The following is a 25358-nucleotide window of genomic DNA, read 5'->3' on the forward strand; positions in this document are numbered from 1 at the left end:
ACCCTCAGCGTCGGCACACAGCAAGAGGATCGGCCCGTGTCCCAGCCGCTCACCGATCAGCGCCCGCGCGCCGAACAGATCGCGGAGCTCTACGACCGTCATGCCGCAGGGCTGTTCGCATACTGCGCCGACCAGCTCGGCGACGTCGGCTCAGCGTCCGATGTCCTGGTGGCCGTGCTCACCGGCGTCCCGGTCGCCCAGCCTCCCCGCGCCGCCCTTTACGCGTTCGCCCGCCGTGAGATCCACCGGCGCGACATCGTCTACTCCCCGCCCGCCGTCGACCCGCTCATCGACCCGGCCACCGCGCTCGTCGAGCGCGTCCTGCGCGACCTGCGCCCCCACCAGCGCGAGGTGCTGGTGTTGTGCGCGGTTTGCGGGCTGAGCAAGGCCGAGCTCGCGTGGGTGCTGGACATCGCGCCCGACACCGCCGAGGAACTGACGGTGGCGGCCGCCAACCGGTTCAGGGAGTCGCTGGGCTCGGCCCTCGCCGCGACCGGGATTCGCGTGCCCAAGCCGGTGGCCGACGTCTACAGCGCGCTGCACGTGGCGCCGCTGAACGACGTGCTCGGCCGGCTGCCGTGGCCGCAGCCTCCCGGCGCGCTGCGCATCCACTTCGCCGGCTCCCGCTCCGCGGCTCCAGGCCCGCTGTTCGTGAAGCCGCGCTGGCCCAGCCCGCCGATGTGGCCGCAGCCGCCGGCCGAGGGCGACCCCGCCACCAGCACGGTGATCTTCCCCGCCGAGCTGCTGACGCCGCCTTCGACGTCGCAGGTGCCGGAGCACGACGCGACCACCACCCCGATGCCGAAATACCGCGAGGCCACGGACGACCATCATCGGCTGCGCGACCCGCTCGGCTCCATCCGGCCGCTCAGGGACCCGCTCGGCGGCCCCTGGGCGTCCGCCTCACCGGCTGGGGAGCGGCCGTTCTTCATGGCCGCTCCCCAGCCCGACGGTCCTGGGCCGTTCGCGACGGGCGACGTGATCCTGCCCAAGGACGCGCCCGACCCCTACATGACGGGGGACGTCCTCGTCCACAAGGGGCCGGCCCGCCCGGCGCCGCCGCCGTCGCGCGGGGAGGACGAAGCCCGGGAGGCGGCGCCGCTGTTCCGGCCGCGCGCCAGGAGCGGCGAAAACGCCACCGCCGGACCGGCCGCCGCGCCCTCCCGGTCCGCCGCGCCGTCCGAGCCGGTCTATCGGCTGCCCGACCAGCAGCTGGCTCCGCTCGACGAGGCTCCCGAGAGTGAGGTTCACCAGAGCGAGCCGCCCGCTCGGGGGCACACCACCCGCAGGAATCCCGCCCGCAAGCCCTCCGGAGGGCTTGAGCAGCCCGCTCGGAAGTCGTCAATGCTCGGGCCGCGCTCCGGGGAGCCGTCAGAGGCGTCCGCTCGCGGCACTTCCGCACGGGAGGATGGCGGGATGCTGGCGCCGCGCCCGGTGCGGGCCAGGCCCGCGCCGAAGCGACGTCCGGCGCCGGTCGGGCCGCGGAAGGTGCGGCGCCGCCGGGAGCGCCACTACGACTGGGTCTGGGAGCTGGTCGGGTTCCTGATGTGCGTGGCGATCGCGATGATCGTCTTCTTCTCCATGCCGATCTTCAACGGCTGACCGCCGCGGACAGGATGAGACCGCTGGTGGGAACCCCCGTCCCGGCCGTGACCAGGACGTTGGTGACGCCGGCCAGCTGGTTGGCGGCGGTGCCCCGGATCTGGCGCACCGCCTCCGCGATGCCGTTCATGCCGTGGATGTAGGCCTCCCCGAGTTGCCCGCCGTGCGGGTTGACCGGCAGGCGCCCGTCCAGCTCGATGCCCCCGTCCTTGACGAACTCCGGCGCCTCGCCGCGACCGCAGAAGCCGAGCTCCTCCAGCTGGGTGAGCACGAACGGGGTGAAGTGGTCGTACAGGATGGCGGTGGTGATGTCGCGGGGAGTCAGGCCGGACTGTTTCCAGAGTTGCCGGGCGACGACCGACATTTCGGGAAGCCCGGTCATGTCGTCCCGGTAGTAGCTCGTCATCATCATCTGGTCCGCGCCCGCCCCCTGGGCCGCCGCCGTGATGTACGCCGGCGAGCGGCGCAGGTCGCGGGCGTGTTCGGCGCCGGTCACGACGAGCGCCACCGCGCCGTCGCTCTCCTGGCAGCAGTCGAGGAGGTGCAGCGGCTCCACGATCCACCTGGACGCCTGGTGCTCCTCCAGCGTGATGGGTCGCTGATGGAACCAGGCGGCCGGGTTGGTGGCCGCGTGCCTGCGCATGGCCACCGCCACCCGGCCGAAGTCCTCGGAGCTCGCTCCGTGGACGTGCAGATAGCGCTGCGCGAACATGGCCACCCAGGCCGCCGGCGTCATCAGCCCGAACGGCACGTGCCAGCTCATTTCCAGCCCCTGCGAGGTGGGTTCGCCTCCTATGCGGGCGTTCGGCTGGCCGAAGCGACGTCCCGAACGTTCGTTGAAGGCTCGGTAGCACACCACCGTACGCGCCATGCCCGTCGCCACGGCCATGGCGGCGTGCGCCACCGTCCCGCAGGCCGCACCGCCTCCGTAGTCGACGCGGGAGAAGTACGTCAGCTCGCCGATGCCCGTCTCCCTGGCCACGGCGATCTCCTGGTTCGCGTCCTGGGTGAAGGTCACCAGGCCGTCCACGTCACCGGGTGACAACCCCGCGTCGTCCAGCGCCGACAGCACGGCCTCGGCGGCGAGCCGCAGCTCCGACCGTCCCGACCGCTTGCTGAACTCGGTGGCGCCGATGCCCGCGATGGCGGCGCTCGTTCGCGACAACACCCTCTCCTTCTGGTTCATCCGGCTGGGGGGAGGGTCAGGGTGACGGTGCCGCCGGCGTGGGAGCCCAGGCTCACCTTGCCGCGCACCTCGACCGTGACGCGCCCGCCCTCGCGCGACACGACCGTCCCGGTGAAGGTCAGGCGGTCGCCCGCGTACGCCGGGACGCCGAGCCTGACGTCGATGCCCTTGATGACGGCCTCCGGGCCCGCCCAGTCGGTGACGTACCGCTGGACCAGGCCCATCGTGGTCAGGATGTTGAGGAAGATGTCCTTCGAGCCCTGGGCGCGGGCCCGTTCCGTGTCGTGGTGCACCGGGGTGAGGTCCATGGTGGCCAGGGCGGCCGAGACGACCACGGTCGGCGTGAGCTCGACGGACAACTCGGGCAGCTCGGCTCCGGCCTCGACCTCGTCCGCGGTCAGCGTTCGCATCACGGCTCCTCCGGGGTCCACATGGGGAGGACGAGCCGGTCGTCCATCGGCCGGTACGTCACGCGCAGCGCCATGCCGATCTCCACCTCCCCGGGCGGGCAGCCCACGACGTTGCCCACGACCCGTACGCCCTCCGGCAGCTCCACCACGCCCACCACGAACGGCGTCTCCCGGCCGGGCACCGGCGGATGGTGGTGGACGACGTAGCTGTAGAGGGTTCCGTGGCCGCTCGCGACCGTGTAGGTCAGGTGGGACGAGCGGCAGCGAGTGCACAGAGGGCCCGGCGGGTGGCGTAACCGCCCGCAGTCGGCGCAGGTCTGGATGCGCAGCTCGCCGCTCTTCGCGCCCTCCCAGAAGAACGACGTGTCCTGGTTGACCGCCGGCTGCAACGGGTACGGCGGCCGCTCCTCGCCCGCGCCTTGCCTGGGCCGGAACTTGAGCACGCGGAAGAGCATCTCGGCCACCGGCTCGTCGCCGTCGCCGTACCAGGTGACGTTCCAGGTGGCGAAGTAGCCCACGCCGAGTGCGGTCTGTTTGGGGCCCGCCAGGTCGGTGAACCGGGTGGCGGGCGTCAGCCGCTCACCCACGCGCGCGTAGCGGTGGTAGGTCTGCTCGCAGTTGGTCGCCACCACGCCCGTGTAGCCGGCGCCGTCGAGCGCGGCCATCAGGTCGTCCACCGGCGAGCGGCCCTGGCGGGGAGCCTGCATGGTCCACACCTGCGCCATCGCGGGTGGGGCCAGGCCCTTGTCCAGGTAGGCCGGGTTGGTGTCGCCCATGGCGGCCAGCCAGTGCCTGATCATGGGCGCGTTCACCGGGTCGGGGCCCGGCGCGCCGCGCATCTCCCCCAGCGCCGTCTGCTTGCCCGCCAGCTCCCGCAGCTCCGCCTCGGTCATCGCGGGGGCCTCGGCAGGTTCAGGCCGAGCATCGCGATCAGTTCCCGCTGCACCTCGTTCACCCCGCCGCCGAACGTCAGCACCACCGCGCCCTTGACCCCGAGGTCCACGCGTTCGAGCAGCTCGGCCGTCTCGGGGTCGGACGGGTCGCCGTGCCTCGCCAGGGTGTCGCCGACGATCCTGCCCGCTTCCTGCATGCGCTCCGAGCCGTAGATCTTGGTGGCGGACGCGTCGGGCGCTCCCAGCCAGCCGAGGTCCATGTTGGCGGCGACCTGCCAGTTGAGCAGCTCGTTGGTGCGGAAGGCCGCCCACACCGCGGCCAGCGCGCGCCGTACGTCAGGATGGCCCGCCAGGCCCGTACGGCGCGCCCAGGCGAGGAAACGGTCGTAGGTCTGACCGAGGTTTCCCGCGGGGCCCAGGGTCACGCGTTCGTGGTTGAGCTGGTTGACGATCAGGTCCCAGCCGCGGTCAACCTCGCCGACCACCATGTTCACGGGGACGCGCACGTCGGAGTAGTACGTGGCGTTGGTGTGGTGGCGGCCGTCCATGGTCACGATCGGGGTCCACGAGTAGCCGGGGTCGTCCGTGGAGACGATCATCATGGTGATGCCCTTGTGCTTCTTGGCCTCGGGGTTCGTACGGGCCGCGAGCCAGATGTACTGCGCGTAGTGCGCGCCGCTGGTGAAGATCTTCTGCCCGTTGACGACGTAGTGGTCGCCGTCGAGCACCGCCGTGGTCCGCAGGGAGGCCAGGTCGGTGCCCGCTTCCGGCTCGCTGTAGCCGATGGCGAAGTGGCACTCGCCGGCGAGGATGCGCGGCAGGAAGAAGTCCTTCTGCTCCGGCGTCCCGTACTGCATGAGCGTGGGCCCGACGGTCTGCACCGTGATGATCGGGTACGGCACGCCGGCGCGGGCGATCTCGTTGGCGAAGATCTGCTGCTCCAGGGGGCCGTAGCCGCCACCGCCGTATTCCTTGGGCCACCCGAGGCCGAGCTTGCCGTCGCGGCCGAGGCGGCGGCAGTGCTCCATGTACGTCTCGCCGAACGGGTTCTCGGCGATCTTCCTGCGGTCCTCGGCGGTCAGGCAACCATGGAAGTACTCGCGCAGCTCGTCCCGGAGCGCGCGCTGGTCAGGAGTGAGGTCGATCAGCATCAGACGAGCGCTCCCATCAGGTCGAGCTGGGCTCCGGCACCGCCGAGCAGGTGGGACAGGTGCTTGGCCTGCGCGAAGTAGCGGTGCAGCGGGTAGATCACGTCCAGCCCAAGCCCGCCGTGCAGGTGCTGGCAGGTGTGGAGCGCCTTGACGGCCTCTCCGGCGTGGTACGCGGCCAGCGCCAGGTCCTGGTCGGCCGGCAGCCCTTCCCCCAGCCGCCACGCCGCCGACCACATGGCCACGTCGAGCGCCCGTCCCGCGATGTAGACGTCGGCGATCTGCATGGTCACCGCCTGGAACTCGGCCAGCGCCCGGCCGAACTGCCGACGCGTCCTGATGTACGACGTGGTCAGCTCCAGCGCTCCCGCGAGGACGCCGGAGGCCTGGGCGGCGACGGCGGCCATGAACAGCCTCCTGGTTCCGTCCACCGCCTCGGGCCCGCCGACCCGCTCGGCCGGGGCGTCGTCGAACACGAGGGTGGCCGCGGGCTCGCCGGTGGAGGTGAATTCGGGAGTCGCCCGCACCCCGCGCACCGGCCCACCGGGGCCGCCCGCCCCATCCGGTATCCCTTCGACCAGGAACAACCCCGCGTCGGCGGCGACGAGCGCCGAGCCGCCGAGATGGGGCACCGACACCTTCCGCCCCGTCAGCGCCCATCCGCCGTCGGACGCACCGGCGGGAACCGGCGTTCCGCCCGCGTCGCCGGGCGCATCGGACGGAACCGCCCCGCGACTCACGGAGCCGTCCGGGCCGCCATCCGGGCCGCCATCCGGGCCGCCATCCGGGCCGCCATCCGGGCCGCCGATACGGCGGGCGGCCGTCGCGGGCGGTTCGGCCAGGGCCCGGCCGGGCTCGCGGAGGGCGACGGTGGCACGGGTGACGCGACGCTGCTGGTCAGGGGTGCCGTGGCGGGCCAGGGCCAGCGTGCTCACCAACGTGGCCAGCGCGGGGACCGGCGCCGCCCGCGCCCCCACCTCGCGCAGCACCACGGCCATCTCCACCGGCCCGAGCCCGGCCCCGCCCGCCTCCTCGGGGACGCACACGCTCATCAGACCGGCCTGCCAGAGCCGGTCCTCGTCCCCTTCCCTGGCCAGGACCTCGGCCGCCAGCTTGTTCAGGTCCTGCTGGGTCTCGTCCAGATCGAAATCCATCAGCGCTCCAAGAGGTGGTGCCTGCCGTGCCGTACGAACTCCTCCTCTATCCCCTTGACGTCCGCGTCCGTCAACAGCCGGAACCCGCCGGGGGTGCGGAGCCAGACCGGGTCGGCGGCCCGCCAGGCCTCGGCGGCGAGGATCCGCTTGATGACCTTGTGAGACGGCGTCTGGGGTAGATGCTCAGAAAGCCGGATATAGCGGGGTAAGGATTTGGCGCCCAGGTCGCGGCGCGACGCGAGGAACGCCGCGAACGCCGCCGGGTCGAAGGCCGTCTCCATGACGAGGGCCGCCATGACCTGGTCGCCCGCCGCCGGATCGGGCACCGGGTAGACGGCCGCCTCCACCACTCCGTCGAACTCGCGCAGCGCGGCCTCGACGGGGGCGACGGCCAGGTTCTCACCGTCCACGCGCAGGCGCTCGGTGCCGCGCCCCGCGAAGAACACGTACCCGTCGGCGTCCGTGTAGGCCAGGTCCCCCGACCAGTACGCGCCTTCCCTGACCCGCTCGGCGTCGGCGTCCGGGTCGTTGTAGTAGCCCTCGAACAACCCGAGCCCGGCCGTGTTGACCAGCTCGCCGACGGCCTCGTCCGGGTTGAGCAGCCGGCCGTCCTCGATGAGGCCGGGCGGGCAGGCACGCCCGGTGGACGGGTCGAGGATCGCCACGCCCTCGGGCAGCCTGCCGAGGCAGCCCGGCGGAGCCCCCGGGTCAGGGGTGAACGAGATGGCCGTCTCCGTGGAGCCGAAGGCGTCGATCACGCGGCAGCCGAACCGCTCCCCGAACCGCCTGACCGCCACCGCGCTCCCCTCGTTCCCGAACGCGACCTTCAGGGGATTGGCGGCGTCGTCCGGCCGCTCGGGGGTGGCGAGAACGTAGGAGAGCGCCTTGCCGACGTAGTGGAGGTACGTACCGCCGTACCGCCTGATGTCGGGCAGCAGCCCGGAGGCCGAGAAGCGCCGCCGCAACACCAGCGCCGCCCCCGACGCCACGGCGGGGGCGTAGGCGGCCATCAGGGCGCCGGAGTGGAAGAGCGGCATCGAGCAGTAGACGACGTCGCCGGGCGTGAGCAGCGCGGCCAGGCTCCTACCGGGGACGGCGAGCTTGCGCTGCGTGATGCGCACGGCCCGGGGACGACCCGAGGTGCCGGACGTGAAGACCAGCATGACGAGTCCTCCGGGATCGTGCGCCGTCTCCGGTGCCCGTGGAGCTCCGGCGGATGCCGCCGGGGACGTCCGGCCGCCGACGCCCCGGGGAGCACCATCGGGCCCCCGTCCGGCGCCCGCAGGATCCGAGGAGACGGCGGACAGGGGAACGGCCGCGATGCCGAGCGCTTCGGCGACCGTACGGGCGGCCGGCCCGTAGGGGTCGCCGGCGAGCAGGAGGCTCACGTCGGTGGCGCGGGCGTCACGGACCAGTTCGCCGACCGCCCGGGTCGGGTTCAGCGCGACCACCACGGGCCCGCCCAGCGCCGCCGCCCCCACGAGAAAGACCAGCTCGGGAACGTTGTCGCAGAGCACCCCGACGTGCGCTCCAGCGCCCTGCGCCGGCAACCACGCGCCGGTCGCCCGGCAGGCGGCGACGTGCTCGCGCCACGACCACGTCGTGTCCTCGAACATGAGCCCCGGCCGGTCGTCTTGGGCCCGGTCGAGAAGCAGGGACGCGAGCGTGTCCGCGGTCATCGCTCCTCCAGCAAGCGCTAGGTAAGACGAATCGCAAACTAGAACAGATTCTAATATCTGTCCAGTAGCCACCTATCCCGATAAGTCGAGATATACGCCTGTAACGCCGTAGACATGCACCTATACGGCAAGTTTGTGACCCGCGAGTAACAAGCCGCGTCATCGAGAAATCAGATAACGTGTTCTTATGCGTACCACGCACGCGACGACCGCCGAGCCCTCCGGCGACATCGAGAGGGCCATCGACAGCCACCCCGCCCCTGGCGGGCACAGCGTCCGTAGTCGCAGCCAGCACCAGCGCCGCAAGCGCATCGTCCAGGCCGCGGCGGCGCTGGCCTCGCGCGGCGGGGTCGAGGCGATGCAGATGCGCACCGTGGCCGAGCGCGCGGGCGTGGCGCTCGGCACGCTCTACCGCTACTTCCCGTCCAAGATGGATCTTGTCGTGGCGGTGGTCGGCGAGGAGCTCGACCTGCTGGAGAGCAGCATCGAACGCCGCCCGCCCGGCGCCGCCACCCCGGCGAGCCGCGCGGTCGACGTGCTGATGCGGGCGACCCGCGGGCTCATGCGCGAGCCCGAGCTGGCCGACGCGCTCATCCGTTCCCTCATCATGGCCGAGGTGCAGACGCCGTTCGGCGACCGGATGACGGGCCTGCTGCTGCGCGTCTCGGCCGACGGCCTGTCGATCGAGGACGCCACCGAGGAGCAGCTCGACCTCGCGGGGTCCCTGGCCAGCGTGTGGGTGCAGGAGCTGCTGGAGATGCTCCGCGGGCGCCGGACGTACGACCAGATCCAGCGCCGCATCGAGACCGCCGCCACCAGGCTGCTCGCCGACATCTGAGCCGCCCGCCCCTGCTCAGGACCGGGCGGCGAATCGACCGCGCGACGGTAAAGATGTCGCCGTTATGTCAGTGGCAACGTTTATACAGGGGGTATGACCGACAAGCCGACGAACGAGGACTTCCTCCGGCAGGCTGATCCGATGCGGCGCGAGTTGCTGGCGCACTGCTACCGGATGATGGGCTCGGTGCACGACGCCGAGGACCTCGTTCAGGAGACGTACCTCCGCGCGTGGCGTGCCTACGACGGGTTCGAGGGTCGCTCCTCGCTGCGCACGTGGCTCTACCGCATCGCCACCACCACCTGCCTGACCGCGCTGGAGAGCCGCGGCAGGCGGCCGCTGCCCACGGGCCTCGGCGCTCCGAGCACGGAGGCCACCGCGCCGCTGGTGCAGGACACCGAGGTGCCGTGGCTGGAGCCCGTGCCCGACGCGCTGGCGGGCGCGGGCGCCGACGACCCCGCCTCGATCGTGACCTCGCGCGAGAGCATCAGACTCGCGCTGATCGCCGCGCTGCAGCACCTGCCGCCCCGGCAGCGTGCGGTCCTGATCCTGCGTGACGTGCTCCGGTGGAAGGCGGCCGAGGTGGCCGAGGCGGTCGGCGTCTCCACCGCGGCCGTCAACAGCATCCTCCAGCGGGCCCGCGCCCAGCTCAAGGACGTGTCGCCGACCATGGACGACCCGGTCGAGCCGCTGACGCGGGAGCAGCGTGAGCAGCTCGACCGTTACGTCGCGGCGTTCGAGAACTACGACATCGACAGCCTGGTCGACCTGTTCACCGAGGACGCCGTGTGGGAGATGCCGCCGTTCGTGGGCTGGTACCAAGGGCCGCGCACGATCGCCGAGCTCGTCAAGGCGCGGTGCCCGGCCGAGAAGGCGGGCGACCTGCGGATGGTGCCGATCGCGGCCAACGGCCAGCCGGGCTTCGCGCTCTACCACCTCGAAGACGGTGCGCACCGGCGGTTCGGGCTGATGGTGCTGACGCTCGCCGGGGAGGGCATCAGCCACGTCGGGATGTTCTTCGAACTGCGGCTGTTCGACACGTTCGGCCTGCCGGAGACTTTGCCGGCCGAGGCTTCCGCGACAAAGTAGAACGCGTTACTGTCGCCTCCAGAGCATCGTTCTGGAGGCGACAGTGGGCACACCTGTGATCGTCGAGGCCGTTCGCACCCCCATCGGCAAGCGGGCCGGCTGGCTGGCCGACCTCAAACCGCAACAGGTTCTGGCCACGGCGATGAACGGGCTCGTCCGACGTTCCGGCCTCGATCCGGCGGCCGTCGACCAGGTGTTCGCCGGTTGCGTGACGCAGGCGGGCGAGCAGGGCGGGCACATCGGCCGCCACGCCTGGCTCTACGCCGGGCTGCCCTACCAGACGGGCGTCACCACGGTCGACGCGCAGTGCGGGTCCTCGCAGCAGGCCGTGCACCTGGCGGCCGCCCTGATCAGCGCGGGCGTCATCGAGACCGGTGTCGGATGCGGGGTCGAGGTGATGAGCCGGGCGCCGCTGGGCAGCAACGTACGCCCCGCCAGGCCGCGCCCCGACGACTGGAACATCGACCTGCCCGACCAGTTCACCGCCGCCGAGCGGATCGCCCGGCGGCGCGGGCTGACGCGCGAGAGGCTCGACTGGTTCGGGGCGCGCTCGCAGCGGCTGGCGGCCAAGGCGTGGGCTGACGGGCGGTTCGAGCGGGAGATCGTGCCCATCGGCGAAGTACGCAAGGACCAGGGGCTGCGCGAGACCACCGTGGAGGGCCTGGCCGGGCTCAAGCCGCTGACGGAGGGCGCCCTGCACACGGCGGGCACCTCGTCGCAGATCTCCGACGGGGCGGCGGCCGTGCTGGTGATGAGCGAGCGGGCGGCGCGGCGGCACGGGCTGCGGCCCCGGGCGCGCATCCTGGCGCAGGCCCTCGTCGGCGCGGAACCGTACTATCACCTGGACGGGCCCGTGGACGCGACGGCGAAGGCGCTCGCCGCGGCCGGCATGACGATCGGCGACATCGACAGGTTCGAGGTGAACGAGGCGTTCGCGTCCGTGGTGCTGTCGTGGGCGGGCGTGCACGAGCCCGACCTGGACAGGGTCAATCCGAACGGCGGCGCGATCGCGCTCGGCCACCCGGTGGGGGCCACGGGAGCGCGGCTGATCACCACGGCCCTGCACGAGCTGGAACGCTCGGACTCGGCGACCGCGCTGGTCACGATGTGCGCGGGTGGGGCGCTGGCCACGGCGACGATCCTGGAGCGCATCGGCTGATTTCTCAGCACAATTTTCACGCAGGGCACCACGATCGGGGGCGTATGAAGACCAGACGCAGGCCGTACACCGAGCAACGTCCTCAGGACCTCGGCGGCGGGGTGTGGAGCGTGCCGGTGCCGATCCCCGGCAACCCGCTCGGCTACACGCTCGTCTACGCCGTCGAGTCGCCCCAAGGACCGGTGCTGGTCGACGCCGGGTGGAACCATCCGGAGGCGTGGGAGGCGCTCAGCGGCGGCCTGGCGACGCTCGGCATGGACGTGGCCTCGGTGCGCGGCGTGGTGGTCACCCATTTCCATCCCGACCACGCCGGGCTCGCCGGGCAGGTCAGGGAGGCGTCCGGCGCCTGGATCGCCATGCACGAGGACGACGCGGCGCTGGTCAGGCTCATGATCGGGTACACGGGCGACGCGCACGACACGTTCCAGTCCGACATGCTCAGGCGGGCGGGGGCCGATCCCGGCGAGGCGCGCGAGGCGTTGGGCGGCCGTGCCGCGCCGCCGGCGCAGCCCGATCGCGAGTTGCGCGACGGCGACCTGGTCGACCTGCCGGGGCGCAGGCTGCGGGCCGTGCACACGCCCGGCCACACGCCCGGCCACATCTGCCTGCACCTGGAGGACGCCGACCGGCTCTTCACCGGTGACCACGTCCTTCCCGGCATCACCCCGCACGTCGGCATCTATCCCTACGACCGAGAAGACGTCGATCCGCTCGGGGATTTCCTGCAATCCTTGGATCGGGTGGCCGGGTTCGGGCCGCTGGACGCGCTGCCAGCACATGAATGGACATTTCCGAATGTGGCCGCGCGGGCAGCCGAGATCCGCGACCATCACGAGGACAAGCTCCAACGGCTGCGCGCCCTCCTGGCCGAGCGGCCGGAGCCGCTGACCATCTGGGAGGTCGCCGCGATGATGACGTGGAACAGGCCATGGGACGAGCTGTCCCCCATGCTGAGAGGCATGGCCGCCGGAGAGGCCGCGGCCCACCTGCGCACCCTGGAGGCGCAGGGCCACGTACGCCGCCACGCCGGTGTCGAGCCGGTCCGCTTCCAGGCTCTAGACTCCTAGACATCCGATGTCCAGGGAGAAAAGCGTGGCGGTCACCGACGCGGCCATCGACAAGATCAAGCAGATGATCGTCTCCGGCGAGCTGGCGCCGGGTGACCGGCTGCCCAAGGAGGCCGACCTCGCCGAACGGCTCGGACTGTCCCGCAACTCGCTGCGCGAGGCCGTGCGCGCGCTGTCGCTGATCAACGTGCTCGACGTACGCCAGGGCGACGGCACCTACGTCACCAGCCTGGAGCCGCGCCTGCTGCTCGACACCATGTCGTTCGTGCTCGACCTGCACCGCGACGACACGGTGCTGCAGTTCTTCGAGGTCCGCCGCATTCTTGAGCCCGCCGCGACGGCGATGGCGACCGAGCTGATGACCGACCAGGACATCGCCGAGCTGCGCGAGATCCTCGACGCGCTCCCTGCCGAGCCCACGGTCGAGGAACTGGTGGCCAACGACCTGACCTTCCACCAGCGCATCGCCCGGGGGTCGGGCAACAGCGTGCTCTGCTCGTTCATCGAGAGCCTGTCAGGTCCGACCACTCGGGCGCGGATCTGGCGCGGCCTCACCCAGGAGGGCGCGATGGAGAAGACCAGGGAGCAGCACACCGCGATCTACGAGGCCATCGCCGCCCGCCGGCCCGACGTCGCCCGCTCCTGGGCCACCGTGCACGTGGCCGGGGTGGAGTCGTGGCTGCGCCGGGCACTGGAGCTCGGCTGATCACCAGGGACGGCCCTCCAGCGCTAGGAGAGCCGCGCCCTCAGCAGGTTGAAGGACACCGGCGGCAGCACCGCCGTGAGCCGGTCACGGTCGACCTTCGCTCCGTCGGCGGCGCGAGGCTCCACGCGGCGCGGCTCCCTCTCGGTGTTGCGCGCCCCGGTGTCGTCGTCGGCGACCGTGACGTGCGAGAGGTCCGTCGCCCGCGGCAGGCCGCGCAGATCGATCTCCACCGGCAGCGGCCGGTCGCCGCGGTTGACCGCGAAGACGGCCAGCCGGTCGTCGTCCAGCGTCGCCGTGGTGGCCAGCACGGGCACCTCGCCGTAGCGCTCGGTCGGCATGGCGGGCGCCGTGGCCTGCACGCGCAGGATGCGTCCGCGGGCGTGGGCGGCGGTGAGCGCGAACGGGTGGAAGATCGTCTGCCGCCAGGCGGGGCCACCCGGCTCGGTGCGGATGGGGGCGATCACGTTGGCGAGCTGGGCCTGGCAGGCGATGCCGACCCGGTCGGCGTGGTTGAGCAGGGTGATGAGCAGGCTGCCGACGACGGCCGCGCCGGCGACGTCGTACTCCTCCTCGATGATGCGCGGCGCGTGCTCCCAGTCCAGGCTGTCCTCGCCGCCGAACAGGCTCTGCGACCAGACGTTCCACTCGTCGAAGGAGACCTTGAGCCGCTTGCGGCTGCCGAGCTTGGCGGCCACGTGGTCGGCCGTGGCGATCACGCCCTCGATCTGCTGCTCCATCTCCACGGCCGAGGCAAGGAAGTCGGCCCGGCCGCCTCCCACCGGGTCGTAGTAGGAGTGCGCGGAGATGTAGTCGACCTGGTCGTAGCAGTGCTCCAAAACCGTGGCTTCCCACGAGCCGAACGTCGGGATGCGCATGTTGGAGCTGCCGCAGGCGATCAGTTCCAGACCGGGGTCCACCCGGCGCATGGCCTTGGCCGCCTCGTACGCGAGCCTGCCGTACTCGTCGGCCGTCTTGCCGCCGATCTGCCAGGGCCCGTCCATCTCGTTGCCCAGGCACCACACCCTGATGCCGTACGGCTCCGGCACGCCGTGCTTGATCCGCAGGTCGGACCAGCGGGTGCCGCCCGGGAAGTTGGCGTACTCGACGAGGTCGCGAGCCTCCTTGACGCCCCTCGTGCCCAGGTTGACGGCCATCACCGGCTCGGCGTCCACCTCGCGCAGCCAGGTCATGAACTCGTCGAGCCCGAAGGCGTTCGTCTCGATCTGCTTCCAGGCCAGGTCGAGCCGCGTGGGCCGCTCGGACGCGGGTCCGACACCGTCCTCCCATTCGTAGTTGGAGACGAAGTTGCCCCCTGGGTAGCGCACGGTGGTGACGCCCATCTCCCTGGTCAGCTCGATGACGTCGCGGCGCAGCCCGTCCTCCCCCGCCCGCGGGTGTCCGGGCTCGAACACACCCGTGTACACGCACCGCCCCATGTGTTCGACGAACGAGCCGAACAGTCGCTTCCCGACCGGGCCGACCTCGAACGCCGGGTCCAGGGTGAGCTTGGCGGAATCCATGGGCACGTCCTCCTTCGTCAGGGCTCTGCTCATCTATACATCGTTGTATTCAACGTTGTACACAGGGTTTTACACTTTCCGTCATGGAGAAACCGCGCGTCGGTCTCAAGGACGTGGCCAGGCTGGCCGGAGTATCGGTGAAGACCGTCTCAAACGTCGTCAACGGCTACGTACACGTCACGTCGGCCACCAGGAGCCGGGTCGAGGCGGCCATCAAGGAGCTCAACTACCGCCCCAACCTGTCGGCCAGGAACCTGCGGCAGGGCCGCACCGGGATCATCGCCCTGGCCGTGCCCGAACTGGACATCCCTTACTTCGCGGAGCTGGCCAGGTTCGTGGTGAGCGCGGCGGAGGAACGCGGGCTGACCGTGCTGATCGACCAGACAGGCGCGTCGCGCGAGCGCGAGCAACTCGTCGCCGAAGGGTTCCGCGCCCACCTGATCGACGGACTGATCTTCAGCCCGCTCGCGCTGACGCCCGAGGACCTGGCCGCCCGCATGGACGACACACCCATGGTGCTGCTGGGCGAGCGCGTCTACGACGGGCCTGCCGACCACGTCGTGGTGGACAACGTGGCGGCGGCCAAGGAGGCCACCCTCCACCTGGCCGCGACCGGCCGGCGGCGCATCGCGGCGATCGGCGCCCAGGACGACGTCGCGGCGGAGACGTCACGGCTGCGGCTGGCCGGCTATTTCGAGGCGCTGGCCGAGGTCGGCCTGCCCGCCGACGACCGGCTCGTGCAGCACGTCGACACCTACCACCGCGCCGACGGCGCCCGCGCGATGGCCCGGCTGCTCGACTGTGGCCAGGCGCCGGACGCGGTCTTCTGCTTCAACGACCTGCTCGCCCTCGGCGCCCTGCGCACGCTGCTGGAGCGCGGCCACGACGTGCCCGGCGACGTGGCGCTGGCGGGCTTCGACGACATCGAGGACGGCAGGTACGCCACCCCCACCCTCACCACGATCTCCCCCGACAAGCAGGCGATCGCCCGCCAGGCCGTCGATCAGCTGGCAGCCCGCATGGCCAAGGGCTCGCAGGCCGAGGCACGCGAGATCCGGGTGCCGTACGAGCTGATGATCAGAGAGAGCACCGGCGGGTAGGAGCCTGGTGTGTCCGACAAACTTGCGCGATACCGGAGCAAGCGCGACGACCGACGCACCCCTGAACCCGTCCCCGCCGAACCCCCGACCCCAGGAGACGACCGGGCGTTCGTCATCCAGGAGCACCACGCGCGGTCGCTGCACTGGGACCTGCGGCTCGAACGCGACGGCGTGCTCGTCTCCTGGGCCGTGCCCAAGGGACTGCCCGCCGACCCCGCCACCAACCACCTGGCCGTGCACACCGAGGACCACCCGCTGGAATACCTCACCTTCCACGGCGAGATCCCCAAGGGCGAGTACGGCGGCGGCACCATGACCATCTGGGACACCGGCACGTACGACACCGAGAAGTGGTCGGAGCGCGAGGTCAAGGTCGTCCTGCACGGCACGCGCGCCTCCGGCCGGTTCGTGTTGTTCCGTACGCGGGGCAAGAACTGGATGATCCACCGCATGGATCCCCCGGTCCGCGACCCGTTCCCCGACGTCGAGCCCATGCTGCCCACCGAACGCGCCAGGCCGCCGCGCGACGCCTCCCCCTACGCCTTCGAGTTCGCCTGGGGAGGCCGGCGGCTGCTGGTGCCCGTCGAGGGCGGCCGCACCACTGCGTCCCGCGAGCACCCGTGGCTGCGAGGGCTGGCGGAGTCGTTCGGCAGCCGTACGGTGCTGCTCGACGGCGAGCTCGTCACCCTGGGAGGCGCCGAGATCCTCGTCTTCTACGACCTCCTCTACGACGATGGGCGGTCCCTGGTGGACCAGCCCTACACGGACCGCAGGGCCGCGCTGGAGGCGCTCGACCTCGCCGGCCCCCACTGGCAGACCGCGCCGTCCTGGCCGGGCGAGGCGGGCCCGGTGCGGCAGGCGGCCCGCGAGCAGGAGTTGCCGGGAGTGGTGGCCAAGCGCCTGGACGCGCCGTACGAGCCGGGACCGTCGAAGTCCTGGCTGTTCATCCCCTCCTGACCACCCGAGCCCCGCCGCCGGCACCCTGCACACCGGCACGCAGACGCTGCCTTTCGGCGACCGGATGCGGGCGATCGATGCGAGCGTCCTGTGGGAGGGAGGCCGGATGAGCGGCCGCGGTCAGGCCGGCAGCAGCCCTTCCGCCGTGAGCTCCTTCCAGAGCGAGCCGGGAACCGGCCGGGACCACAGGGCGGCGTTCGTACGGACCTCCTCCGGAGCTCGGGCGCCCACCACGATCGACGCGACGGCCGGGTGGCGCAGCGGGAAGGCCATGGCCGCCTGGGGCAGGGTGACGCCGTGACGCTCGCAGACGGCGGCGATGCGACTGGCACGCGCCACCAGCCCGGCCGGCGCCGGCCGGTAGTCATAGGTGCCCGCCGGCTCGTGGGTCGCGAGGAGGCCGCTGTTGAACACCCCGGCCGCCAACACCCTGACGCCGCGCTGCGCGCACTCCCCCAGCAGCGGCAGGCCCGACTGGTCGAGCAGGGTGTAGCGGCCCGCGAGCATGACGACGTCGACGCCGCTCTCCCGGACGAATCGCAACGGCGCCTGCCACTGGTTCATCCCGACGCCGATGGCCTTCACCACACCCTGGTCGCGCAGTTCGGCCAGCGCCGGGTACGCCTGCGTGATCGCCTGGTCGACGTGGTCGTCCGGGTCGTGAATGAGCACGATGTCGACGGACGGCAGCCCGAGGCGGTCAAGCGACTCCTCCAGGGACCTGCGTACGCCGTCGCCGGAGAAGTCCCACACCCGCTCGATCGCGGCCGATACGTCGAAGCCCTCGCCGTCACGCCCGCCCCCCGGCCTCGCGGGCACCAGCAGGCGGCCGACCTTCGTGGACAGGACGTAGCCCGAGCGGCCGGCCAGCGCCGCGCCCAGACGCCGCTCCGACAGGCCGAGCCCGTAGTGGGGCGCGGTGTCGAACAGCCGCACACCCGCGTCCCACGCGGCGTCCACCGTGGCGCGGGCCTGCTCCTCCGCGACCGACTCGAACAGGTTGCCCAGGGGCGCCCCGCCGAACCCGTGGCGCGGCAGCTCCATTGAGTTCAATCTTGTGCCTTTCCGCCCGCGATTCTGCTGATCATCAGCGCGATGAGGATGATCGCGCCGTAGATGACAGGCTGCCAGAAGCCCGACACGCCGATCAGCGTCAGGATGTTCTGCACCAGGCCGATCACCAGCACGCCCGTGAGCGCGCCCAGGATGGTGCCCTTGCCCCCGTCCATGCTGACGCCGCCGATGACGGCCGCCGCGAACACCATGAAGATCCACCCGACGCCCTGGTTGTTGCCGATCGCCCCGAGGCGTCCCGTCTCCAGAATCCCGGCCAGCGCCGCAAGCGTGCCGCCCAGGATGAACACAGCCCAGAGCACCCGGTCGACGCGGATGCCTGCCGCGCGGGCCGCGTCGGCGTTGCCGCCGATGGCGTAGAGCGCGCGGCCGGCCCTGAGGTATCCGAGGGCGAAGACGCCGGCGGCGAAGAGCGCCCCGGCGATCCAGACGGCCGCCGGCAGGCCCAGCCACGACGCGCTGCCGAGATAGAGGATCGATTCGGGCAGCTGGAACAACGTCTTGCCCTCCGTCGGCCCCTGCAGGAAACCGTGCACCACGATCAGCATGGCCAGCGTGACGATGAACGCCGACAGCTGGAACCTGATGATGAGGAGACCGTTGATCGCCCCGATCGCGGCCCCGACCAGCAGCGCCAGCGGGATCACGAGCGTGCCGGGCAGCCCGGTGCCGAACCCGCCCGCCGACACCGGGATGATCAGCATCACGGCGATCGCGGGCGCGGTGCCGACCGTCGACTCCAGCGACAGGTCGAACTTCCCGGCGATGAGGATCATCGCCTCGGCCAGCACGAGGAGCGAGATCGCCGCCTGCTGCTGGAGCACGTTGGTCAGGTTGCCCGCCGTCAGGAAGGTCGGGTCGAGGAAGGCGCCCACGACGAGCAGCAGCACGATCACCGGCACGAGCGTCAGGTCGCGGAACCGGGCCGGCCGCACCCGGAGGGCCGGCGCAGTTGAACTGGTCACTCTTCCATGCCCTCCATCACGGCCACGAGCTCGTGGTCCGTCCAGCCACGCGGCAAGTCCTTGACGACCCTGCCGTGGAACATCACCAGCACCCTGTCGCAGATGCGCAGGTCATCGAGCTCGTCGGAGACCACCACGGCCCCCGCGCCCCGCTCGACGGCGTCCTCGACGGCGCCGAGCAGCGCCTGCTTGGCCTTGACGTCGACGCCGGCGGTCGGGTTGATCACCACCAGCACGTCCGGGTCGTCCACGAGCGCCCGCGCGAACACCACCTTCTGGGCGTTGCCCCCGGACAGGTCGCCGACCGGCTGGTCGGCTCCTTCCGTCTTGATGTCCAGATTCTCGATCAGCTCCTCGGCCTTCGCCCGGCGGCGCGACGGCGACACCAGGCCGTACCGTCCCAGCTTGCGGGCGATCGGGAACGTGGCGTTCTCCCCCACCGACAACCGCGGGACGAAGCCCTCGCGGTGGCGGTCCTGCGGTACCCAGCCGAGCCCTGCCCGCAGCGCGGCGGGCACGTCTCCCGGCCGGAGCCGCCTGCCGTTGACCGTGACCGTGCCGGAGTCGGCCCTGTGCAGCCCGACCAGCGTCTCGGCCAGGCCGACCTTGCCGCTGCTCGCGGAGCCCGCCAGGCCGACGACCTCGCCGGATCTGACCGTGAGGTCGACGTCCTGGTAGCGGCCGGCGAGCGACAGCCCCTCGCCCGACAACACCACCGTGCCGCCGGGCGTGCGCGAGCGGGACGTGTAGGCCACCGTGGCCTCCCCCGTCATCGCGGCGACCAGCTCGTCGTGCGGGAGATCCGCGACCGGGCTGGTCACGATGTGGCGGGCGTCGCGGAACACCGTGACGCTCTGGCAGATCTCGTAAACCTCGTCGAGGTGGTGGGAGATGTACAACATCGTGACGCCCTGCTCGCGCAGCGAGCGCATGCGGGCGAACAACCGCTCGATGGCCGGGCCGTCCAGCCGCGCGGTCGGCTCGTCGAGGATGATGAACCTGGCCCCGAACGACAACGCGCGGGCGATCTCGACGAGCTGGCGCTGCTCCACGGTGAGCTCGCCGGCCAGGGCCTGCGCGTCCACGTCCACCTCGTACGTGTCCAGCAGCTCGCGCGCCCTGTCCCGCAGCGCCCGCCACCTGATCAGGCCGCCCCTGCCCGGCTGGCGGTTGAGGAAGAGGTTCTCGGCGACCGACAGCGCCGGGATGATCGTCGAGTGCTGGTAGACGCAGGCGACACGCTGCCGCCAGGCGTCACGGTCGGCGATGGGCGGTGCCGGCTCGCCCGAGAACAGCACCTCGCCCTGGTCGGGCCGCAGGAGCCCGGTGAGGATCGACACGAGGGTGGACTTGCCGGCGCCGTTCCTGCCGACGAGCGCGCGGGTCTCGCCCTCGGCGATCTCGATGCCCGCGCGGTCGAGCGCGGTGGTGGGGCCGAACCGCTTGACGACGTTCCGGGCTTCGACGTGATGGTTCATCAGCCGGCCTGGTTGCCCCAGAGACTCTTGTCGTCCACGTTGTCCTTGGTCACGAGCGGCGCGGGAAGCTGGTCCTCCAGGCCGTTCGGGAGCTGGATGATCGTGCTGCCGTGGTCGGTCGGGCCAGGCTTGAACGTCTTGCCGTCCGCCGCCGCCTTGGCGTAGAGGAGCGCGTACTTGGCGTACAGGTCCGCGGGCTGCGAGACGGTGGCGTCGATGTCACCCTTACGGATCGCGGCGTACTCCTGCGGGATGCCGTCATTGGAGACCACGAAGATGTGCTTCGGGTCGCCCGACGGCACGAGCAGCCCCTTCTGCTTGAGCACCTGCAACGTCGGGGCCAGGTGCACACCTCCGGCGTGCATGTAGATCCCCTTGATGTCGGGGTTCTGCTCCAGGCGGGTCTGCAACATGGACGCCGCCTTGCTGCCCTCCCACTCGGTCGGCTCGCTGAAGACCGTGATGCCGGGGAACTTCGTCTTCATGCACTCCAGGAACGCCTCCGACCTGTCACGGCCGTTGATCGAGCTGAGCGCGCCCTGGAGCTGCACGACCTTGCCCTTGCCGCCGAGCTTCTCACCCAGGAACTCGCACGCCTTGGTGCCGTACGCGCGGTTGTCGGCGCGTACGACCATGTAGACCTTGCCCTTGTCCGGCCGGGTGTCGACGGTCACGACCGGGATCTTCTTGTTCTCCAGCTGCTGGAGCGTGTTGGCGACGGCGCCGGTGTCCTGCGGGGCCATGACGATCACCTTGGCCCCCTGCCCGATCAGCGCCTGCACGTTGTTGACCAGCTTCGCCACGTCGTTCTGCGAGTTGGTGGCGGGCATGAGGTCGACCTTGAGCTCGCCGGCCATCCGCGGAACGTACTTGATGTAGGAGTTCCAGAAGTCGGAGTCGGCACGCGGGTGGTCGATGCCGATCCTGGTGCCGCCGTCGCCTCCTCCCGCCGTGCCTGGGCCACAGGCGGTGACGACCGCCAGGAGGGCCGCCGCCGCGACCGCCGATCCGAGCTTCATGGGGGTGTCACCTTCCTTGGTCAGTTGTGTCTGAGCCGCAACCCCTGCATCCCGCCGTCGACCGCGAGCACGGTGCCGGTGGTGGCGCTCGCCTCCGGGCCGGCGAGGTAGGCGATCGCCGCGGCGACCTCCTCCGGGCTGACCAGGCGGCCCATCGGCTGCCTGGCGCTCAGCGCCGCCCGCTCCGCCTCAGGGTCGTCGGCCACGTCGAGCAGCTTGGCGACCCACGGTGTGTCGGCGGTGCCCGGGTTGACGCAGTTGACCCGGATGCCCTCGCGGATGTGGTCGGCGGCCATGGCGAGCGTCAGCGACTGCACCGCGCCTTTGGTCGCGCTGTAGAGCGCCCGGTTCGGCAACCCCGCGGTGGCCGCGACCGAGCAGACGTTGACGATGGCGGCGTGCTCCGACCTCCTAAGATACGGCAACGCCGCCCGCGCCACCCGGACCATGCCCAGCACGTTGACGTCATACACCCTGTGCCATTCGGCGTCCGGGTTGTCCTCGATGGTCCCTTGGGCGCCGATGCCCGCGTTGTTGACCACCACGTCGATTCCGCCCAGGCGCTCGGCGGCCTCCGCCACCGCGGCCCTGACCCCCGCGTCGTCGGTGACGTCCGCCTTGATCCCGAGGTACGGCTCGCCCGGCGGGTTGAGGTCGAGGCAGGCGACCTTCATCCCCCGCCCGGTCAGCTCGGCGGCCGTGGCCAGGCCGATGCCGGAGCCGCCGCCGGTGACGATCGCGTTCAGGCCCACGCGTTCCTCCAGACCTCGCCGTCGGGGAAGGTGTGGGCGGCGATCGACGCTGCGTGCATCTGCGCGCTGAAGCCGGGCGCGGACGGGGCGACGTACCGGCCGTTCCTGATGACGACCGGGTCGGCGAAGTGCTCGTGCAGGTGGTCGACGTACTCGATCACGCGGCCCTCCATGGAGCCGGTGACGGCCACGTAGTCGAACATCGACAGGTGTTGCACCAGCTCGCACAGCCCGACACCGCCCGCGTGCGGGCACACCGGGACGCCGAACTTCGCCGCGAGCAGCAGGATCGCGAGGTTCTCGTTGACCCCGCCGACGCGGGCCGCGTCGATCTGCACGTAGGAGACGGCCTCGGCCTGCAGCAGTTGCTTGAACACGATGCGGTTCTGCACGTGCTCGCCGGTCGCCACCGGGACCGGCGCGATGCCCCGCGCGATGGCGGCGTGGCCGAGCACGTCGTCGGGGCTGGTCGGTTCCTCGACCCAGTGCGGGTCGAACTCCCGCAGCGCGTTGATCCACTCGATGCCGGAGCCGACGTCCCAGCGCTGGTTGGCGTCGATCGCGATCGGGTAGCCGGCCCCGCACACCTCGCGGGCCGCCCTGAAGCGGCGCCGGTCGTCGTCGAGGTCGGCGCCGACCTTCAGCTTGATCTGCCCGAAGCCCTGGTCGATGGCCTCCTTGCAGAGCCTGCGCAACTTCTCGTCGTCGTAGCCGAGCCAGCCGGGCGAGGTGGTGTAGGCGGGGTAGCCGGTCTCGACCAGGTGGCTGATGCGCTCAGCCTTCCCCTTTTCCGCCTTTTTCAGGATTTGGAGGGCTTCGTCCTGGGTCAGCGCGTCGCTCAGGTAACGGAAGTCGATGAGGCCGACGATCTCCTCGGGCGGCATCTCCGCCAGCAGCCGCCACAGGGGCTTGCCCGCCCGCTTGGCCTTGAGGTCCCACAGCGCGTTGACCACGGCGGAGATCGCCATGTGCATGACGCCCTTCTCCGGCCCCAGCCACCGCAGCTGCGAGTCGTTGACCAGGTCGCGGTAGAGCGTGCCGAGGTCCTCGACGTCCTTGCCGACGACATACGGCTCCAGCGCGGTGATGGCCGCGGTCTGGATGTCGTTGCCACGCCCGATCGTGAACGCGAACCCGTGTCCCTCGCACCCGTCGTCGGTCGTGAGCACGACGTAGGCGGCGGAGTAGTCGGGGTCGGGGTTCATCGCGTCGGAGCCGTCGAGCTCGCGCGAGGTCGGGAAGCGTACGTCGTGCGTCGTCATCCCGGTGATGCGGTAGCCGCTCATGCCTGCCCCACCGTCTGGCGCTGCCGGCCCAGCCCTTCGATCTCCAGCTCCATCACGTCGCCGGCCCGGAGGTAGGGCTGCCCCGGCATGCCCATCGCCACCCCGGCGGGCGTCCCGGTGTTGATCACGTCGCCCGGCTCCAGAACCATGAACTGGCTCAGGTAGCGCACCACCTCGGCCACATCGAAGATCATGTTCTTGGTGTCGCCGTCCTGGCGCAGCTCGCCGTTCACCCAGAGACGCAGGGGCAGCCGCTGCGGGTCGCCCACCTCGTCGGCCGTCACCAGCCACGGGCCGAACGGGTTGAACGTCTCGCACGACTTGCCCTTGTCCCACTGGCCGCCGCGCTCGAGCTGGAACTCACGCTCGGAGACGTCGTTGGAGATCGCGTAACCGGCGATCACCCCCCGGGCCTCCTCCGCGCTGCCCAGGTAGCGGGCCTCCTGGCCGATGACGATGGCCAGCTCCACCTCCCAGTCGGTCTTGACGCTCCCACGCGGGATCAGCACCTTGTCATGCGGACCGACCATGGTGCTGGACGCCTTCATGAACACGACCGGCTCGGCCGGCGCCTCGGCACCGGACTCGGCGGCGTGGTCGCCGTAGTTCAGCCCGATGCAGACGATCTTGCCGGGGCGCGCGAGAGGGGCGCCGATCCGCAGCCCCTCGGCGTCGACGACGGGCAGATCGCCGCGTTCGAGCGCCTCGCGGACGCGCGCCACTCCCCCGGAGGCGAGGAAAGCGCCGTCGATCTCGGGCTCCCCGATGTCGCGCAGCTTCCCGGCGTCATCCAGCACCACCGGCCGCTCCTGGCCGGCAGGTCCTACTCGCAGCAGCTTCACACCGCATCCTTCATCTATACATCGGATGTCTCAGCTCTGATGCTCGTGCGAGCGTGCTGAGCATGTCAAGGGCGACGACCCGGACATGTCCCGATACGTGACTCACAGAAGATTGCCGGGCAGGGCTGTGGGCGGTGAATTGGGTGAGCACTCCGATGGCTACGTTCACATAGCCAGTTTTTTCCCACCCCAAACATCGGAGGTGAAACGCGCACCCCAGAGGGCAGGCGCCACAGCAACCGCAAAGGGCCTGCCAGGAACGATCTAAGCGTGTCGACCACGAGGCTCCTTGACGGCCGTACAGCGGCGTAATAGAACACGTTGCAGTAGTGCGTAACCAAGCGCTTGATCAAGAGGGTGATCCGGGTGCACATCGACCTCGTCGACCGGGACGTCTACGCGACCACCGGACCTCCGCACGACCAGCTGGCCTGGCTGCGCGCGAACTCGCCGATCCACTGGCACGACGGGGATCCCGGCTTCTGGGCCGTCACCACGTACGACGAGGTCGTCCACGTCTCGCGGCACTCCGATCTCTTCTCCTCCTACCGGCGGCTGGCCCTGTTCGACGAGATGGCCGACGACCAGATCGCCCTCCAGCGGCACATGATGCTCAACCAGGACCCGCCCGAGCACACGAGACGGCGCTCCCTGGTCAACCGGGGCTTCACCCCACGCACGATCGGAGCCCTCGAACAGCACATCCGCGATATCTGCGACGACCTGCTCGACAAGTGCTCAGGCGAGGTCGACTTCGTCACCGAGATCGCCGCGCCCCTGCCCCTCTACGTGATCTGCGAGCTGCTCGGCGCGCCCGTGACCGACCGCGACAAACTCTTCAACTGGTCGAACCGCATGATCGGCGCCCAGGACCCCGACTACGCCGACGCGCCCGAAGAGGGTTCGGCCGCCGCCATGGAGGTCTACGCCTACGCCAACCAGCTCGCGGCGCAACGCCGGGCCAATCCCAGGAACGACATCGTCACCAAGCTCATCCAGCCCGACGAGCAGGGCGAGACGCTCGACGAGAACGAGTTCGACCTGTTCGTCCTCCTCCTCGTCGTGGCCGGCAACGAGACCACCCGCAACGCCGCCTCCGGCGGCATGCTCGCCCTCTTCGACCACCCCGGCCAGTGGGACCGCCTCGTGGCCGACCCCGCCCTCGCCAGGACGGCCGCCGACGAGATCGTCCGCTGGGTCTCCCCCGTCAACCTCTTCCGCCGCACCTCCACGACCGACCAGGTGCTGGGCGGGCAGCAGATCAAGGCCGACGACAAGGTCGTGGTCTTCTACTCCTCCGCCAACCGCGACACCACGGTCTTTCCCGACGCCGACGTCTTCGACATCGGCCGCGACCCGAACCCCCATATCGGCTTCGGAGGCGGCGGGGCGCACTTCTGCCTCGGCAACCACCTGGCCAAACTGGAACTCCGC

23 protein-coding genes are annotated in these 25358 nt (G+C 71.0%); 9 read left to right on the forward strand and 14 right to left on the reverse strand.

Translation table 11 applies throughout. From position 1 onward, the window contains the following. Positions 1-36: 36 nt before the first annotated feature. Positions 37-1602 (forward strand): hypothetical protein, encoded by a 1566-nt coding sequence (locus GUY59_RS25495; protein ID WP_138202102.1) that lies wholly within the window; start codon positions 37-39, stop codon positions 1600-1602. Here GUY59_RS25495 and GUY59_RS25500 read toward each other — a convergent pair. Genes GUY59_RS25500 through GUY59_RS25525 form a run of 6 tightly spaced genes read right to left on the reverse strand, consistent with a single transcriptional unit; the run spans position 1592 to position 8072 of the window. Continuing rightward, positions 1592-2767, reverse strand: a complete 1176-nt coding sequence (locus GUY59_RS25500) for a lipid-transfer protein (protein WP_236667485.1) — start codon at positions 2765-2767, stop codon at positions 1592-1594. The genes GUY59_RS25495 and GUY59_RS25500 overlap by 11 nt on opposite strands. 17 nt (positions 2768-2784) lie before the next feature. Further along, complete coding sequence (locus GUY59_RS25505; RefSeq protein ID WP_132334134.1) at positions 2785-3198, reverse strand: MaoC family dehydratase; 414 nt, start codon at positions 3196-3198, stop codon at positions 2785-2787. Continuing rightward, positions 3198-4091 carry a bifunctional MaoC family dehydratase N-terminal/OB-fold nucleic acid binding domain-containing protein gene (locus tag GUY59_RS25510; protein WP_138202100.1) on the reverse strand — a complete coding sequence of 298 codons (894 nt, stop codon included), beginning with the start codon at positions 4089-4091 and terminating at the stop codon, positions 3198-3200. Before GUY59_RS25510 ends, GUY59_RS25505 begins: the two co-directional genes overlap by 1 nt. Further along, positions 4088-5242: an acyl-CoA dehydrogenase family protein gene (locus tag GUY59_RS25515; protein WP_138202099.1), complete on the reverse strand. Its 1155-nt coding sequence runs from the start codon at positions 5240-5242 to the stop codon at positions 4088-4090. The genes GUY59_RS25510 and GUY59_RS25515 overlap by 4 nt, the downstream gene beginning before the upstream one ends. Next, positions 5242-6393: an acyl-CoA dehydrogenase family protein gene (locus GUY59_RS25520; RefSeq protein WP_138202098.1), complete on the reverse strand. Its 1152-nt coding sequence runs from the start codon at positions 6391-6393 to the stop codon at positions 5242-5244. Before GUY59_RS25520 ends, GUY59_RS25515 begins: the two co-directional genes overlap by 1 nt. Further along, positions 6393-8072 carry an AMP-binding protein gene (locus tag GUY59_RS25525; RefSeq protein ID WP_138202097.1) on the reverse strand — a complete coding sequence of 560 codons (1680 nt, stop codon included), beginning with the start codon at positions 8070-8072 and terminating at the stop codon, positions 6393-6395. Before GUY59_RS25525 ends, GUY59_RS25520 begins: the two co-directional genes overlap by 1 nt. Before the next feature lie 187 nt (positions 8073-8259). Here GUY59_RS25525 and GUY59_RS25530 point away from each other — a divergent pair, with 187 nt between their 5' ends. From GUY59_RS25530 to GUY59_RS25550, 5 genes are all read left to right on the forward strand, one after another. Then, on the forward strand, positions 8260-8910 hold the full coding sequence (locus GUY59_RS25530) for a TetR family transcriptional regulator (protein ID WP_236667486.1): 651 nt from the start codon (positions 8260-8262) through the stop codon (positions 8908-8910). 93 nt (positions 8911-9003) lie between these two features. Further along, the gene (locus GUY59_RS25535; protein WP_138202096.1) at positions 9004-9999 is read left to right on the forward strand and encodes a sigma-70 family RNA polymerase sigma factor; all 996 of its coding nucleotides are present in this window, start codon (positions 9004-9006) and stop codon (positions 9997-9999) included. Positions 10000-10042: 43 nt separating this feature from the next. Next, complete coding sequence (locus GUY59_RS25540; protein ID WP_138202095.1) at positions 10043-11158, forward strand: steroid 3-ketoacyl-CoA thiolase; 1116 nt, start codon at positions 10043-10045, stop codon at positions 11156-11158. A gap of 44 nt (positions 11159-11202) precedes the next feature. After that, positions 11203-12225 carry an MBL fold metallo-hydrolase gene (locus GUY59_RS25545; protein ID WP_138202094.1) on the forward strand — a complete coding sequence of 341 codons (1023 nt, stop codon included), beginning with the start codon at positions 11203-11205 and terminating at the stop codon, positions 12223-12225. 25 nt (positions 12226-12250) lie between these two features. Beyond that, a complete protein-coding gene (locus GUY59_RS25550; RefSeq protein ID WP_138202093.1) occupies positions 12251-12931 on the forward strand; it encodes a FadR/GntR family transcriptional regulator in 681 nt (226 codons plus the stop codon). A gap of 23 nt (positions 12932-12954) precedes the next feature. Here GUY59_RS25550 and arfA read toward each other — a convergent pair whose 3' ends face one another. After that, the gene (gene arfA, locus GUY59_RS25555; RefSeq protein ID WP_138202112.1) at positions 12955-14451 is read right to left on the reverse strand and encodes an arabinosylfuranosidase ArfA; all 1497 of its coding nucleotides are present in this window, start codon (positions 14449-14451) and stop codon (positions 12955-12957) included. Positions 14452-14534: 83 nt separating this feature from the next. On the opposite strand from arfA, the gene GUY59_RS25560 reads away from it, so the two are divergent. Both GUY59_RS25560 and GUY59_RS50835 read left to right on the forward strand, forming a co-directional pair. After that, complete coding sequence (locus GUY59_RS25560) at positions 14535-15551, forward strand: LacI family DNA-binding transcriptional regulator (RefSeq protein WP_138202092.1); 1017 nt, start codon at positions 14535-14537, stop codon at positions 15549-15551. 9 nt (positions 15552-15560) lie between these two features. Next, the gene (locus GUY59_RS50835; RefSeq protein ID WP_138202091.1) at positions 15561-16508 is read left to right on the forward strand and encodes a DNA polymerase ligase N-terminal domain-containing protein; all 948 of its coding nucleotides are present in this window, start codon (positions 15561-15563) and stop codon (positions 16506-16508) included. 120 nt (positions 16509-16628) lie between these two features. Here GUY59_RS50835 and GUY59_RS25570 read toward each other — a convergent pair whose 3' ends face one another. Genes GUY59_RS25570 through GUY59_RS25600 form a run of 7 tightly spaced genes read right to left on the reverse strand, consistent with a single transcriptional unit; the run spans position 16629 to position 23924 of the window. Beyond that, the gene (locus tag GUY59_RS25570) at positions 16629-17552 is read right to left on the reverse strand and encodes an aldo/keto reductase (protein ID WP_138202090.1); all 924 of its coding nucleotides are present in this window, start codon (positions 17550-17552) and stop codon (positions 16629-16631) included. 5 nt (positions 17553-17557) lie between these two features. Beyond that, positions 17558-18547 (reverse strand): ABC transporter permease, encoded by a 990-nt coding sequence (locus GUY59_RS25575; RefSeq protein ID WP_138202089.1) that lies wholly within the window; start codon positions 18545-18547, stop codon positions 17558-17560. Then, positions 18544-20025 (reverse strand): sugar ABC transporter ATP-binding protein, encoded by a 1482-nt coding sequence (locus GUY59_RS25580; RefSeq protein ID WP_138202088.1) that lies wholly within the window; start codon positions 20023-20025, stop codon positions 18544-18546. Before GUY59_RS25580 ends, GUY59_RS25575 begins: the two co-directional genes overlap by 4 nt. Further along, positions 20025-21044, reverse strand: a complete 1020-nt coding sequence (locus tag GUY59_RS25585) for a sugar ABC transporter substrate-binding protein (protein ID WP_138202087.1) — start codon at positions 21042-21044, stop codon at positions 20025-20027. The genes GUY59_RS25580 and GUY59_RS25585 overlap by 1 nt, the downstream gene beginning before the upstream one ends. Positions 21045-21064: 20 nt before the next feature. Then, complete coding sequence (locus tag GUY59_RS25590) at positions 21065-21796, reverse strand: SDR family NAD(P)-dependent oxidoreductase (protein WP_252375017.1); 732 nt, start codon at positions 21794-21796, stop codon at positions 21065-21067. Beyond that, positions 21787-23082 (reverse strand): enolase C-terminal domain-like protein, encoded by a 1296-nt coding sequence (locus GUY59_RS25595; protein ID WP_138202086.1) that lies wholly within the window; start codon positions 23080-23082, stop codon positions 21787-21789. Before GUY59_RS25595 ends, GUY59_RS25590 begins: the two co-directional genes overlap by 10 nt. Beyond that, the gene (locus GUY59_RS25600; RefSeq protein WP_138202085.1) at positions 23079-23924 is read right to left on the reverse strand and encodes a fumarylacetoacetate hydrolase family protein; all 846 of its coding nucleotides are present in this window, start codon (positions 23922-23924) and stop codon (positions 23079-23081) included. Before GUY59_RS25600 ends, GUY59_RS25595 begins: the two co-directional genes overlap by 4 nt. A 345-nt stretch (positions 23925-24269) precedes the next feature. Here GUY59_RS25600 and GUY59_RS25605 point away from each other — a divergent pair. Beyond that, positions 24270-25358, forward strand: a 1089-nt coding sequence (locus GUY59_RS25605) for a cytochrome P450 (protein WP_201761328.1), incomplete at its 3' end; no start/stop codon positions are given.

This window comes from Nonomuraea sp. K271, assembly GCF_009908215.1.
Lineage (GTDB): Bacteria > Actinomycetota > Actinomycetes > Streptosporangiales > Streptosporangiaceae > Nonomuraea > Nonomuraea longispora.